The 14,499-nt window shown below is 67.3% G+C and carries 8 protein-coding genes; 7 read left to right on the top strand and 1 reads right to left on the bottom strand.

Features of this window, described 5'->3' with window-relative positions; genetic code table 11:
* Positions 1-198: 198 nt before the first annotated feature.
* Both J2Y49_RS20780 and J2Y49_RS20775 read left to right on the top strand, forming a co-directional pair.
* Positions 199-2,043 (top strand): ATP-binding protein, encoded by a 1,845-nt coding sequence (locus J2Y49_RS20780; RefSeq protein ID WP_310116850.1) that lies wholly within the window; start codon positions 199-201, stop codon positions 2,041-2,043.
* Positions 2,040-3,410: a sigma-54 dependent transcriptional regulator gene (locus J2Y49_RS20775; RefSeq protein ID WP_310116849.1), complete on the top strand. Its 1,371-nt coding sequence runs from the start codon at positions 2,040-2,042 to the stop codon at positions 3,408-3,410. Before J2Y49_RS20780 ends, J2Y49_RS20775 begins: the two co-directional genes overlap by 4 nt.
* A gap of 216 nt (positions 3,411-3,626) precedes the next feature.
* On the opposite strand, the gene J2Y49_RS20770 is transcribed toward J2Y49_RS20775, so the two are convergent.
* The gene (locus J2Y49_RS20770) at positions 3,627-3,863 is read right to left on the bottom strand and encodes a hypothetical protein (protein WP_310116848.1); all 237 of its coding nucleotides are present in this window, start codon (positions 3,861-3,863) and stop codon (positions 3,627-3,629) included.
* Positions 3,864-3,884: 21 nt separating this feature from the next.
* Between J2Y49_RS20770 and J2Y49_RS20765 the strand changes: the two genes are divergently transcribed.
* From J2Y49_RS20765 to treZ, 5 genes are all read left to right on the top strand, one after another.
* Complete coding sequence (locus tag J2Y49_RS20765) at positions 3,885-5,210, top strand: MBOAT family protein (RefSeq protein WP_310116847.1); 1,326 nt, start codon at positions 3,885-3,887, stop codon at positions 5,208-5,210.
* A 2-nt stretch (positions 5,211-5,212) separates the two neighbouring features.
* Positions 5,213-6,358 carry an alginate O-acetyltransferase AlgX-related protein gene (locus J2Y49_RS20760; protein ID WP_310116846.1) on the top strand — a complete coding sequence of 382 codons (1,146 nt, stop codon included), beginning with the start codon at positions 5,213-5,215 and terminating at the stop codon, positions 6,356-6,358.
* Between the two features lie 132 nt (positions 6,359-6,490).
* Positions 6,491-8,170 carry a hypothetical protein gene (locus tag J2Y49_RS20755; RefSeq protein WP_310116845.1) on the top strand — a complete coding sequence of 560 codons (1,680 nt, stop codon included), beginning with the start codon at positions 6,491-6,493 and terminating at the stop codon, positions 8,168-8,170.
* A gap of 224 nt (positions 8,171-8,394) precedes the next feature.
* Positions 8,395-8,703 carry a hypothetical protein gene (locus J2Y49_RS20750; RefSeq protein ID WP_109086367.1) on the top strand — a complete coding sequence of 103 codons (309 nt, stop codon included), beginning with the start codon at positions 8,395-8,397 and terminating at the stop codon, positions 8,701-8,703.
* Between the two features lie 133 nt (positions 8,704-8,836).
* Positions 8,837-14,443, top strand: a complete 5,607-nt coding sequence (treZ, locus tag J2Y49_RS20745; protein ID WP_310116844.1) for a malto-oligosyltrehalose trehalohydrolase — start codon at positions 8,837-8,839, stop codon at positions 14,441-14,443.
* Positions 14,444-14,499 lie beyond the last annotated feature (56 nt).

The following is a 14,499-nucleotide window of genomic DNA, read 5'->3' as shown; positions in this document are numbered from 1 at the left end:
CGGCTGGGCGGGCGGCCCCCAACTGATTGCCAGTGAAAGCAAGCGGTGGGCCAATTGCTGAATCCAGCAACATCAAGCATTTGGCGAATGGCGGAGGGCGAGAATCCGCACGACACGGGCCATTCCGATGTGCGAAAATCCGCACACTTCACAGCGCTGCGGCATCTTTGTTGCGGCGCAGCATGACGAAAGACGCCGTTGCTTAGCCATCCGAACGACCCGGCGACAGATTCCACCGGCCATTCCGCCGCTCCACCGGCACCCGCCCCGCCGTCCCGTGCGGCGCAGATGGTGGCACGGGCGCTGGAACGGCCGCGCCGGCTGCTGATGGCGGCGCTGCTGCTGGGCGTGCCGGTGGCGGCGGCTCTGGCGGCCGGCTGGGCGTCGTCGCTGGCGCAGGACGATTTGCGGGACAGTGCGCGGGCGCAGCTGACACTCTACAACGCCAATCTCCGGGCGGAGTTGGAGCGGCATGCCGCCGTTCCCCTGGCGCTGGCCCAGGATGCCGAGGTCCGCGCCCTGCTGGCCTATCCGTCGCCGGCGGCGATGGACCGGCTGAACCGCAAGCTGGAGGACATCGCGCGGGCGCTGGACGCGCTGGCGCTCTATGTGATGGACGCCAAGGGCACGACTGTGGCCGCCAGCAACTGGAACGACGCCGCCAGCTTCGTGGGCGAGAATTTCTCCTACCGACCCTATTTCCGCATGGCGATCGACCAGGGGGAGGGCCACCATTTCGCGCGGGGCACCACCTCGCTGGTGCCGGGCTACTACACCGCCAACCGGGTGGTGGCGGAAAACCGCACAGTGGGCGCGGTGGTGCTGAAACTGGGCTTCGACAGGCTGGAACGGGCCTGGGCTCCGGGGCAGGAAAAGCTGCTGGTGACCGACCGCGACGGGGTGGTCTTCATCACCAACATGCCGTCCTGGCGGTATCACGCCCTGCCCCGCCGGTTGCCGATCAGCCTGCCGATCATCCCGCAGGGCACCAGCGAGGGGCTGGACGTGCTGCCTTGGGTCTTCGGCGGCGCGTCCGACCGCATCGCGCTGGAGGAGAAGGGCGGGCTCCGCCATTATCTCCTGTCGTCGGTGGCCATGCCCGGCGGAGATTGGACGCTCCACAGCCTGACCAGCTTGGATCCGGTGACGGGCCGCGCCTGGGTCGCCGGGCTGCTCGCCGCGGCAGTGGTGGCGATGGCCGCGCTCACCGCCTATGCCGTGGCACTGCGCCGGGTTGCCCTGGTCGAGCGCATCGCCCTGCAGGAGGAATCGCGGGCGGAGCTGGAACGTCGGGTCGCCGCCGCCACCGCCGATCTGCGCGCGGCGGAAAACGAATTGACCCAGGCAGTAAAGCTGGCGGCATTGGGCCAGATGTCGGCGGGCATCGCGCATGAGATCAACCAGCCGCTGGCCGCCATGCGCAGCTTCGCCGACAATGCAGTGGTCCTGCTGGAGCGCGGACGTATTGACGCGGTGCGCGGCAATCTGGCCGAAATCGCGGCGTTGACCGACCGCATGGCGGCCATCACCCGCCAGTTGAAGGGGTTCGCACGCCGCGCCTCCGGCACGCTGGGGCCGGTGTCGGTCCATGCCGCGGTCGGACAAGCCCTGGCGCTTCTGGAATCCAAGCTGCGGCGGGACGATGTCACGGTCGAGGTCGACCTGCCCGATCGGCCGGTTTTGGTGATGGGCGAGGACGTGCGGTTGCAGCAGGTGCTGGTCAACCTGATCGGCAATGCGTCGGATGCCATGCGCGGCTGTCCGGTGCGCCGTCTGCGCATCGGGCTGGTCACGGCGGACGGGGAAGCGCTGTTGAGCGTCACCGACACCGGCAGCGGCATCGCCGAGGCCGACCTGCCGCGGCTGTTCGTCCCCTTCTTCACCACCAAGGAGGCCAGCGAGGGGCTGGGCCTGGGGTTGTCGATCAGCCACGGCATCGTCGAGGATTTCGGCGGCAGCCTGACCGCCGCCAACCGTAACGGCAAGCCCGGCCAGGGAGCCGTCTTCACTCTGCGGCTCAAGACGACGGAACACCCGGCATGACCCAGACCTTTTCAGATAAGGCCGTCCCAGAGAACGCCGGCAGCGTCCTGTTCGTCGACGACGAGCGTGCGGTGAGGCTGGCCGGGCAGCAGGCGCTCGAATTGGCAGGGTTCGACGTGACCGCCTGCGACGGGGCGGAGCGGGCGCTGCGCCATCTCGGCCGCGACTGGCCGGGCTGCCTGGTCACCGATGTGCGGATGCCGCAGATGGACGGGCTGGCGTTGCTGGCGCGGGTGCAGGAGATTGATCCCGACCTGCCGGTCATACTGATCACCGGGCATGGCGACGTGCCGATGGCTGTCGAGGCGATGCGCAACGGCGCCTATGATTTCCTGGAAAAGCCCTTCCCGTCCGACCGCCTGACCGAGATCGCCCGCCGCGCGGTGGAAAAGCGCCGGCTGGTGATGGAGAACCGCCGGCTGCGGGCGCAGATCGCCGGCGGTGCCGATCCCGCCGGAACCATCGTCGGCCGCGCCCCCGGCATCGAGAGGCTGCGCACCACAATATCCGCGGTCGCCGATACCGATGCCGACGTGCTGGTGTTCGGCGAGACCGGAACCGGCAAGGAGATGGTGGCCCGCGCGCTTCACGAGGCGAGCGGACGGCGCAAGAACCCTTTCGTCGCGCTGAATTGCGGCGCCATGCCGGAATCGATCTTCGAAAGCGAGTTGTTCGGACATGAGGCCGGCGCCTTCACCGGCGCCGCCAAGCGGCGCGTCGGCCGGATCGAGCATGCGAGCGGCGGTACTTTGTTCCTGGACGAGATCGAAAGCATGCCGCTGTCGCTGCAGGTCAAGCTGCTGCGGGTGATCCAGGAGCGGGTGGTCGAGCCGCTGGGCTCTAACGAGCAAGTGCCGGTCGACCTGCGGGTCGTCGCCGCCACCAAGGCGGACCTGCGGCAAGCGGCGGATGCCGGGACGTTCCGAGCCGACCTCTATTACCGGCTGAACGTGGTGGTGCTGACCATCCCGCCACTGCGGGAGCGGCGCGACGACATCCCGCTGCTGTTCCAGCATTTCGTCGCCCAGGCCGCCACACGGTACAACCGCGAACCGCGCGTGCCGACTCGCGAGCAGATGCAACGGCTGACGAGCCAGGACTGGCCGGGCAATGTCCGCGAGCTGCGCAACGCCGCCGACCGCTTCGTTCTCGGGCTGGAGGACGTGGCACCGGTGCCGGTGTCGGCACCGTCCACCCTGTCGTTGGCCGAGCAGGTGGATCTGTTCGAAAAGGGGCTGATCCAGTCCGAACTCGCCCGTCATCGTGGCAGCGTGAAGGCCGCCATCGAAGCGCTGAACATCCCCCGCAAGACCTTCTACGACAAGTTGAAGCGTTACGGGCTGAGCCGGGACGATTTCCTTGATTGAAGGCGGTACGACATCTTATATCCCATAAGGGGTAACAAAAGAGGTTTGCTATAGAAGTGATGTTGCGCCAATTTGCCTGCCGTCGACCAACCTTCCCGCGGCTATGGCTATGGCGCAAGACCACGTGTTTCCCAGACCGTTCGGCGTTTTCAACCGTATGACGGGTGAGCATTTTTTCACCATCAGCGCGGTCCGGACGCTTGCGGCACCAGCGAGCTACTGCGGCTTGCCGCGATAAAGAAGCAGGCTTCCTGGCGGTTCCGGATACGTACCTGGTTCGGGTTGTGCCCTGTGTCGTTCTGGACCGAGGCGCTTGTCCTCCGGCAGTTCCGGAACCACAAGCGCACGGTAAATATGGAATTTAGGTGAACTATGGTTTTCAGTTCTATTTTGTTCATTTTTTATTTTTTGCCTATATTTCTTTTTTGCTATTACTTGTTGCCGTTCAAGCACGCAACTCTTCTTTTCTTTAGCTTGATTTTCTATGCGTATGGCGAGGTGATCTACACCTACGTCATGCTGCTGTCGATCCTCATCAATTACGCCTTCGGATTGTGGATCGCCGGGCGAGAGGGAGGGGGCCGCAAACTCGCCCTGGGCGCCGGTGTGGTCGTCAACCTGGGCATCCTCGTTTATTTCAAATACCTGGGCTTCTTTTACGAGATGGTGGCCGCGGTGGCGCCCGACCTGCTGTCCGGCCCGCCGCAGGTGCATCTGCCGCTCGGCATTTCGTTCTTCACCTTCCATGCGCTGTCCTACCTGATCGATGTCTACCGCCGGCAGGTTCCGGTGGAGCGCAGCCTGATCTACGTTGCCGTCTACATCACCATGTTCCCTCAGCTCGTGGCCGGGCCGATCATCCGCTTCCACGACATCCGGGACGAGATCCACAATCGCCGGGTCAACGCGGGGCTGTTCGCCGAGGGCATCCAGATCTTCGTGATCGGCCTTGCGCAGAAGGTGCTGATCGCCAACACGGTGGCGGTGGCGGCGGACCAGATCTTCGCGCTCGACCCGACGGGGCTGAGTCTGCCGGTCGCCTGGCTGGGCATCCTCTGCTACACATTGCAGATCTTCTTCGATTTCTGCGGCTATTCGACCATGGCCATCGGGCTGGGGCTGATGATCGGCTTCCACTTCCCGCTGAACTTCAACTATCCCTACATCGCGCAGTCGATCACCGAGTTCTGGCGCCGCTGGCACATCTCGCTGTCGATGTGGTTCCGTGACTATCTCTACATTCCGTTGGGCGGCAACCGCGCCGGCCCGCTGGTCACCTACCGGAACCTGCTCGTCGTCTTCCTCCTGTGCGGCCTCTGGCATGGCGCCAACTGGACCTTCGTGGTCTGGGGGCTGTGGCACGGCGCCTTCCTGGTGTTCGAGCGGCTGGGCATCGCGCGGCTGCTCGACCGGTCGGTGCCTGCGGTCCGCCACGTCTACACGCTGCTGGTGGTGATGATCGGCTGGGTGTTCTTCCGCGCCGACACGCTGGGGCATGCCTGGACCTTCCTGAAGGCCATGGGCGGAGCCGGCCAGCCAAGTCCTCTGGCGCCGCACGTCCTCCAGTTTCTGACACCGGAGACCGCCACCGCGCTGGTCATCGGCATGGTCGCGGCGACACCGGTGCTCGGCCGGCTGGTGCGGGCCGGGCTGGACGCGGCGCGGAGCGCGGCCGGCGGCCGCATCCTGGTCGGCACGGGCGAGGCGCTGTACCTGGCCGGTCTGCTCGGCCTGTTCGCGCTGGCCGTCATGAGCCTTGCTGCCGGCACCTACAACCCGTTCATCTACTTCCGGTTCTGACCATGCGATCGGTGACTCTCGGGATCGTGCACAGCACGCTTTTGCAGAAGCTGTGCATCGGCCTCTTTCTGGCGCTCCTCCTGCTTCCCATGATCGGCCAGATGGTGTCGGTGGGAACGGGCGTGACGGCGACCGAGATGCGGGCGCCGGCTGAACTGCCCGGCTTGCCCGGCACCGTCGAGGAGTTTTCCGTCCTGCCGCAGCGTTTCGAGGCGTGGCTGAAGGACCATTTCGGCTTCCGCAACGATCTCGTTCTCGCCAACAACCTGATCCGGGTGAAGGTATTCGGACAGAGCACCTCGCCGCTGGTCGTGCTCGGCCGGAACGGTTGGCTGTTCTACACGGGCGAACATACGCTCGAGCAGACGCGTGGCATCGACCGCTTCTCGCCGGAGGAGTTGGACCGCTGGATCGATGTCATGGAACGGCGGCAGGCCTGGCTGGCGGAGCGCGGCATCCCCATGCTGATGGTCGCCATCCCCAACAAGGAGCGCGTCTACCGCGAGGAACTGCCGGCCTGGGCCACCCTGGTGAATCCGGAAAGCCGGATGGACCAGATCGTCCGGCGGCTGGCGGAGCGGCGCTCGCCGCTGGTGTTCAAGGACATGACCGCGGACCTCGTCGCCGCCAAGAAGGACATGAAGGTCTACCACCAGGCCGACACGCATTGGACGGTCGATGCCGCCTTCGCCATCGGCTATCAGCGGATCATGGAGTGGGTGAAGACGGTCCGTCCGGATTTCACGCCGCTGACCCCGGCCGACATGAAGCAGGTTCGCGCCATGCGCCAGGGCGCCGACCTCGACCTCGCCCGCATGCTGGGACTGGCGGCGGTTTATCAGGAAGAGGAAGTGCGTTACGAACTGCTGGGGCCGCCCAGACTTCGCAGTGCCGACGCCTCGATGCCGAACGGCATCGTCCAGAACATTCTGCGTGCCGACCGGCCGACCGCGCCGACGGTGGTATGGTTCCGGGACTCCTTCACCATCTCGATGATCCCTTACATCGCCGAGACCTTCCGCGAGGCGGTGATCACCGAGCACAAGGGGCTGCGCTTTGACAAGCCGCTGATCGAGGCGCACAAGCCCGATGTGGTCGTTTACCAGTTCGTCGAGCGTTCCCTCAACGCTCCCATCCCAGCGGAGTGAGCTAACTCCTGTCAGGCCTCAAAAGGGGGAACCGCAATTTTCTGCCGAGATCGCGAAGCAAATAGCCATTGTCGCCGAATGGTTACTGGGGTAGGTTATCTGTAGTAAATTAACCATATGGCGGCCACTGAGATGGGCGTTGTATCCTCCAAAGCCTTCCGCTTCTTCAACCGCAGGACGGGAGAGCATTTCTATACGGAGAGCACGGCCGAACGGGACGGCATCATCGCCGCAAGAGCCGACATGACGTATGAAGGCGTCGCCTTCCTGCAGGGCGGCGGCGCCAGCACCCCGGTGTCGGTGGCCCGCTTCATCAGGCTGGACACGGGGGAGCATTTCTATACCGCGAGCGTCATCGAGCGGGATTACATCATCCAGAACATGTCGGACAATTTCCGCCTGGAGGATTCGCAGGCGTTCCTTGTTTCCGAAACCCAGGACTATCAGTTCTCCCAGGCGGTCTACCGGTTCCTGGACACGGCCACCGGCAACCATTTCTTCACCGCGTCGGAGAGCGAACGGGATGGGGTGATGGCGACCCTGCCGAGCTATCGCTATGAAGGGGTGGCCTTTTACGCCCAGCCGACCCCGCCGCTTCCCCCTGCCCCATCGGGGAATTTCGACGAGGCGTGGTATCTCCAGGCCTATCCGGATGTCCGCGATGCGGTGGATGCCGGCCGGATGACCGCCCGCGTCCACTACGACGTTTTCGGCAAGCGGGAGGGCCGGATGCCGAACGACATGGCCGCCCTTGCCGGCAACGACCATTGGATCGCCTTCGACAGCGCGCCCGGCCATGTTCGGATTCTGAACGGCGGTTCCGGCGACGATATCCTGGACGGCACGGACGTGTACGGCATCGTCGCCGGCACGATGATGGGCGGCTACAGCGACTACGACGACGTGCTGTTCGGTGAAACCGGAAACGACACGTTGTATGGCGCGCAGAACGACACGCTGAATGGCGGAAGCGGCAACGACACCTACATCGTCCATTCCTCCGGCGTGCTGGTGACCGAAGGTGCCGATGCCGGCATCGATGAGGTCGTTCTGATGGAGGACAGCATCAGCGGCTATTTCAGCTACTCCATGCCCGCCAATGTCGAGCGGCTGCGAGTGACTGTCCAAGTCGACGTCTCAGCGCCGATGCTGACCATCACCGGCAGCGCCGGAGACGATTGGATCGGTGCCGGCAGGACCAACACCCCTCTCCGCGTCCTGGGCGGCGACGGCAACGACACGCTGAACGGCGGCTACGGCAGAGGCGGGGGGGCGATCGTGGAGGGCGGCGCCGGCAACGACTATCTGCTGGCGGCTGCCACAACCAGCGCCCGCGTCTGGTCCTATCTTCAGTCGGGCAGCGACACGCTGATCGGCGGCGATGGCGACGACACGCTGGTCGCCTGGTCCGGCGACGACCGCCTGACCGGTGGCGCCGGTGCCGACACCTTCCTCGTCGATCTCGGCTCCGCCCCGAACGTGCTTTGGCAGGACCCGAATGCCTGGACCTCGAACCCCAGTCCCAGCGACGGCTATTCCTCCATCTCCTGGAACGGTGCCGGAGTGACGACGGTCATGGATTTCCAGCCGGGCGCCGATGTGCTGAGCTTCCGTCACACCTCGCTCAGCCTCTCCGACGTGATGGCCCGCTTCAACGACCGCACCGACGGACAGGGGGTGCAGGCCAGCTTCACCACCACCGAGCTGGGGTTGCCGTTGGCGAGTTACGCCAACAACACCTTCACGCTCTCGCTCGACGGCCTCAGCCGGTCCCAGGTCTCGGCCAATTGGTTCTCGGTTTCCCCGATCTGACGGGGCGTCCGGCCGCCCTGCCCCTCTCCCATTGGGGCAGTTGACGGCGGCCCGTGCTTGCCGGCTCCGCACTCGGTTCCCATGTGCCGTCTCCACCCGCGCGATAGCCGCTGCGGGTGGAGCGGCGGGACGGACCTTTCCTTCGTTCCGGCTGTTGTATCGAGAGAACATGCAGCATCGACGTCGATGGGGACGGCCTGAGAATGTCACCGAGGATTAGCACCATGACCCCCCGTCTCCTTGCGGAGCTTCTGGAACCGATCCTGACCGCAGCGGAAGACGACGAAGAGGCCCTGTCCGAGGCCGTGAACCTGACCGCGGAGGCGATGGCGGCGCTGGGCGCCACCGTGCTCGACCCGGACGGTCAGCCGGCGCGCGGGGTGTCCGATGAGCGGGCCGTCGTCGCCGCGCTGAACACCCACGCGCACAACCTGATGCGCGACGGGCGGCTCGACGACGTCGTCGAGGCTCTGCAAGTGGCCGAGCGGATCGGCCGCCTCGCCCATCTGCCGCACCACCCGCGGACTGTCTGACCACTCTTTCGGGAGAAGGGCGCGGTCGTTCGTGGAAGCGGCTTCGCGGGTGCGGGTACTCCCTCCCTCCGTGCTGCCCCTCCATTCTGTTTGAGCGACGTGCCACCCAGCGCTCAACAGGGGAGGAGCCCTCGTGCCCACCGCGCCGCAGCCTCACGTCCACTCGAATGTCCTGGCGAGCCCTCTGGAAGGCGAGATCCTGTCGCGTCTCCAGGACTCCCTGCTGCCGGACCATCTGCTGACCCGCCGCTGGTACGCTGCCAAGGATGCCGGCCGACCGGTCGTGCGCATCGTCGATGCCCTGCCCCTGCCGCTCGCCGGAGGGTCGCAGGCGCAGCTTTGCCTGCTGCGCGTCGAGCCGCCGGGACGGGAACCGCAGCTCTACCAGCTTCCCCTGATCCTCGACCGCGGCACGGGCGAGGATTCGTCGGTGATCAAGGGAACCGAGGATCTGCCGGTCGCCGGCCGCCTGCGCGACGGCTATGCCGACGACGGCGTGGTCCGTGCGCTGCTGGGCGCCATCCTGAAGCGCGACCTGGACATGGGCGAAACGGCCTTGTCCCCCGGCCTCACCGCCGGCCACACCCGCGCCTGCGAAGCGCTGGGCGACAGGCTGGACGCGGACGCCCCGCTGCACCGGATGACGGCGGAACAGTCCAACACCTCAATCCGCGTCGGCGACCTCGCCATCCTCAAGGGTCTGCGCAAACTGGAACCCGGCACCCATCCGGAACTGGAGGTCAGCCGCTTCCTGACCGAGGTCGCGCAGTTCCCCAACACGCCGGCATTGCTGGGCTGGGTGGAGCGGGCCAACAGCTCCGGCTCCACCACCCTGTGCGTGATGCAGGAACTGGTGCCGGAGGCCAAGGACGCCTGGGGCCATGTCACCGGATACCTGAACGACCGCGTCGCCCGCTTCGAGGATGGCGACGGCTCGCAGTCCGCCGATGCCGACAGCGTCGCCTTCCTGCGCCTGCTGGGCCAGCGGACGGCGGAGCTGCACCGCGCGCTCGCCACCCCCGGCGGCGGCGACGCCTTCACGCCGGAGCCGGCGACGGCGGAGCGGCTGAAGGAATGGGCTGGCGGCGTCCGCACCCTGGCGAAGCGGGTGCTGGAGCGGCTGCGCGCCGCCGCTTCGAAGCTGGATCCCGCCATCGCGCCCCAGGCCAAAGCGCTTGCCGCCAGCGAAGCGGCGATGATGGCGCAGATCGACGCGCTGGTCCCCGCGACCGCCGACCTCAGCGCCATGCGCCTGCACGGCGACTATCACCTGGGGCAGGTGCTGGTGTCGCGCGGCGACGTGCAGATCGTCGATTTCGAAGGCGAGCCGATGCGGCCGCTGGCCGAACGGCGGGCCAAGCACTGCATCCTTCGCGATGTCGCCGGCATGCTGCGCTCCATCGCCTATGCCGCCGCCATGGCGCGCGAGGCGATGCCGGGCGACCTCGACGGCCCGTCCCGCGATGCCCGCATGGCGTGGCTGTCCTGGTGGGAGGGGGCCGCATCGGCCGCCTTCCTCGACGGCTACCGCAACACCATCGGCGACTGCCCCGGCTTCCCGCGGGATCCGCAGGCGGCATCGGCGCTGCTGAAAATGTTCCTGCTGGAAAAGGCGCTGTACGAGGTCGGCTATGAACTGGCCAATCGGCCGGGCTGGGTGGCGATCCCGCTGGCCGGCGTCACCGCCATCATCCGCGCCGATGCCGGACCGGAGATCGCCAGCCGCGACCGTGACCGCATCCCCCCGGTGGACGAGCGCCGCCGCTGCCATTCCATGCCCTTCGGGGCGGAGGTGCAGGCCGACGGCTCCGTCCGCTTCTCCATCTGGGCGCCGTCGGCGGCGTCCGTCCTGCTGTCGCTCGACGATGGCGGGCAGCCGGTGTCGATGGAGGACCAGGGTGACGGCTGGTTCAGCCTGACCACCGCGCGGGCGCAGGCAGGCAGCCGATACCGCTTCGTCCTGCCGGACGGGCTGGCGGTGCCGGATCCGGCGTCGCGCTACCAGCCGGATGACGTGCATGGCCTGTCGGAAGTGATCGACCCCGGTGTCCATGCCTGGACCGATGCGGCCTGGACCGGCCGGCCCTGGCACGAGACGGTGCTGTACGAGCTGCATGTCGGCACCTTCACCGAGGAGGGCACCTTCCTGTCCGCCATCGAGCGGCTGGATGATCTGGTCGAGCTGGGCGTCACCGCGATCGAGCTGATGCCGGTGGCCGACTTCCCCGGTTCGCGCAACTGGGGTTATGACGGCGTTCTGCCCTTCGCCCCCGACAGCGCCTATGGCCGGCCGGAGGATCTGAAGACGCTTGTGCAGGAGGCGCATGCCCGCGGGCTGATGGTCTTCCTCGACGTCGTCTACAACCATTTCGGTCCGGAGGGGAACTACCTCCACGCCTTCGCCAGCACCTTCTTCACCGACCGCCACAAGACACCCTGGGGAGCGGCGATCAACGTCGATGGCGAGCGCAGCGGGCCGGTCCGCGACTTCTTCATCCACAACGCGCTCTATTGGCTGGAGGAATACCACCTCGACGGCCTGCGGCTGGACGCGGTCCATGCCATCATCGACGACAGCGACCGCCATGTGCTTGAGGAACTGGCGGAGCGGGTGCACAGCCATTTCCAGAACCAGCGCCACGTCCATCTGGTGCTGGAGAACGACGCCAACCAGGCGCGCTTCCTGGCCCGCCACCGCGAGGGCGACCCGCGCTGGCACTCCGCCCAGTGGAACGACGACCTGCACCATTGCCTGCACAGCGCGGCGACCGGCGAGGACGGCGGCTATTACGCCGACTACGCCCACGATCCGGCGAAATGGGGCCGCGCCCTGGCGGAGGGCTTCGCCTTCCAGGGCGACCCGTCGGCCTACCGCGACGGCGAGCTGCGCGGGGAGCCGTCGGCGCATCTGCCGCCCACCGCCTTCGTCACCTTCATCCAGAACCACGACCAGATCGGCAACCGCGCCTTCGGCGAGCGAATCTCCCACATCGCCAAGGCCGAAGCGGTGCGGGCCGCGACCATCCTCTATCTGCTGGGCCCCGGCATCCCCATGCTGTTCATGGGCGAGGAATGGGCATCGGCCAAGCCCTTCCCCTTCTTCTGCGACTTCGGCGAAGAACTGGCCGAGGCGGTGCGCAAGGGCCGGGCGGAGGAGTTCGCCAAGTTCCCCGAGTTCCAGGACCCGGACGCCCGCGCCCGCATCCCCGATCCCACCGCGCCGGAAACGGCTGAATCGGCCAAGCTGGATTGGGACGCCCGCGGGACACCGGACCATGCGCAGTGGCTCGACTGGTATCGCCGCGCCCTGGCTCTGCGCCGCACGGAGATCGTGCCGCGGCTGGACGGCGTGCCCGGCGGAGCCTCCAGCCATGGCGTCGTCGGCAAGACCGGCCTGACCGTCTGCTGGAAGCTGGGCGACGGCAGCCGGCTGCATGCCTTCGCCAATCTGGCCGACACGCCGGCATCGGGATTCCCCGAGGCCAAGGGGCGCGTGCTGTGGACGGAGGGCGAGGGGCTGACCGGCGACACGCTCGGCCCCTGGTCGGTGGTGCTGTGGCTGGAGGAGGCCTCGGCGCTGGACCGGCTGGCCGACCGCATGGGCATCGAACGCTCCTTCGACAACGCAGCCGGGGAGACGGTGACGGCCAGCGAGGAGACCATCCGCGCCCTGTTATCGGCCATGGGGGTCGAGGCGGGGGACGAGGCCGCCGCGCTTGCCCTTCTCGACCGGCTGGACGAGGAGGAATACGGCCGCGCCCTGCCGCCGGTGGTGGTGCGCCGCGCGGGCGAGGCGGTGACGGCGCCGGTCACCCTGCCCCACGGCACCCGCACCCTGCGCTACACCCTGACGCTGGAAAGCGGGGAGACGCAGAGCGGCGTCGTCGGCTTCGGCAGCCTGCCGCGCTGCCGCTGCATCACCGTCGGTGACGTGAGCTATGCCGAGCGGCGCTTGCCGCTGGGCAAGTTGGACAAGGCCGGTTACCACACGCTGCGGGTCGAGACGGAGCATGGCGTGGCGGAAACCCGGCTGATCCTGGCGCCGGCCCGTTGCCATCTGCCGACGCCGATGCTGGTTGGGGAGAAGCTGTGGGGCCTGTCGGCGCAGCTCTACACCCTGCGCAGCGACCGTGACTGGGGCATCGGCGATTTCGGCGATTTGCGGACGCTGGCCGACATCGCCGCATCGCGCGGGGCGGCGGTGGTCGGGCTGAACCCGCTGCATGCCATGTTCCTCGACAATCCCGAGCATGCCAGCCCCTATTCCCCGGCCAGCCGGCTGTTCCTGAACCCGCTCTACATCGACGTCACCGCGGTGCCGGAGTTCCTCGACGATGCGGAGTTGCGCCGGGAGGTCGCCTCGCCCGAGTTCCGGCAGGCGCTGGAGGCCGCCCGTGCCTCCGCCAATGTCGATTACACGGCGGTATCCAGGCTGAAGCTGCCGATCCTGGAAAAGCTGTTCGCCAGCTTCCAGACCTCGGCCAAGCCGGAACGCCGCGCCGCCTTCGACGCCTTCCGGACGGAGTGCGGCATCGGGCTGGAGCGCTTCGCCACCTTCCAGGCTCTGCGCGAGCGCTTCGCGGCCGAGGGCAAGGCCGATTGGCACCAGTGGCCGGCGGAGTTCCACGATGCCGCGGCACCGGCGGTGGAGCAGTTCGCCAAGGAGCAGTCCGACCGCGTCGCCTATTTCGCCTGGCTGCAATGGCTGTCGGACGACCAACTGCGCGCGGCGGCGGAGCGGGCGTCCGAACTGGGAATGACCATCGGCTTCTACCGCGACCTCGCGGTAGGTGCCGATGCCGGCGGGGCGGAAACCTGGATGACGCCGCAGGCGGTGGTGGACGCCGCCCATGTCGGCGCGCCGCCCGACCTGTTCAATCCGGCCGGCCAGGATTGGGGCCTGCCGCCCTTCCATCCGCGGGCGCTTCGCAATGCCGGTTACCAGCCCTTCATCGATCTGGTGCGTGCCAACATGCGGCATGCCGGCGCGCTGCGCATCGACCATGCGATGGCGCTCCAGCATGTCTACTGGATCCCCGACGGTCACCCGCCGGGCGACGGCGCCTATGTCGCCTATCCGATGGAGGATCTGTTGGGCATCCTGGCGCTGGAAAGCCAGCGCCAGCGCTGCCTCGTCGTCGGCGAGGATCTGGGCACCGTGCCGGAGGGCTTCCGCGAGCGGATGACCGAGGCCGCGGTGCTGAGCTACCGCGTCGTCTTCTTCGAATGGACCGAGGACGGCGCCTTCAAGGGACCGGACGAGTATCCGGAACTGGCGCTCGCCACCGTCGGCAGTCACGACCTCGCCACGCTGCGCGGCTGGTGGGAGGGCGACGACATCGCGCTGAAGGCCGAGAAGGGCCTCTACCCGGCGGATGACGAAGAGGAGAAGCAGCAGGTCCGCCGGTCGGCAGACCGCGGCGCCCTGGTGGACGCGCTGCGCGCCGCCGAGATCGCCCTGCCCGCCGGCTTCGGTGCCGACAGTCCCTATGACGACACGCTGGACCATGCGGTGCATGCCTTCCTTGCCCGCACCAATGCGGCGCTGGCGGTGGCGCAGTTGGACGACCTGACCCGAGAGCGCGATCAGGTCAACCTGCCGGGCACCACCGACCAATATCCCAACTGGCGCCGCAAGCTGTCGATGACGCTGGAAGAACTGGCCGACGCGCCGGAACCGGCGGCGGTCGCCGCCATCCTGGCCGCGGCGCGCCCGTCCTCCCCCCCCGTCCGCAATTGATCCCCACCAAAAGCCCTTTCCCACTCCGCCATTCCATACTCCGAGGAGCACACACC

Origin of the sequence: Azospirillum sp. BE72, from assembly GCF_031455875.1 — a bacterium.
Taxonomy (GTDB): Bacteria; Pseudomonadota; Alphaproteobacteria; order Azospirillales; family Azospirillaceae; genus Azospirillum.
This window is presented reverse-complemented; position numbering and strand designations above follow the sequence as displayed.

Bases quoted from the DNA above. Each gene is read 5' to 3' on its own strand.
- J2Y49_RS20775 (WP_310116849.1), top strand. From the start codon at position 2,040: ATGACCCAGACCTTTTCAGATAAGGCCGTCCCAGAGAACGCCGGCAGC.
- J2Y49_RS20760 (WP_310116846.1), top strand. From the start codon at position 5,213: ATGCGATCGGTGACTCTCGGGATCGTGCACAGCACGCTTTTGCAGAAG.
- J2Y49_RS20755 (WP_310116845.1), top strand. From the start codon at position 6,491: ATGGGCGTTGTATCCTCCAAAGCCTTCCGCTTCTTCAACCGCAGGACG.
- J2Y49_RS20750 (WP_109086367.1), top strand. From the start codon at position 8,395: ATGACCCCCCGTCTCCTTGCGGAGCTTCTGGAACCGATCCTGACCGCA.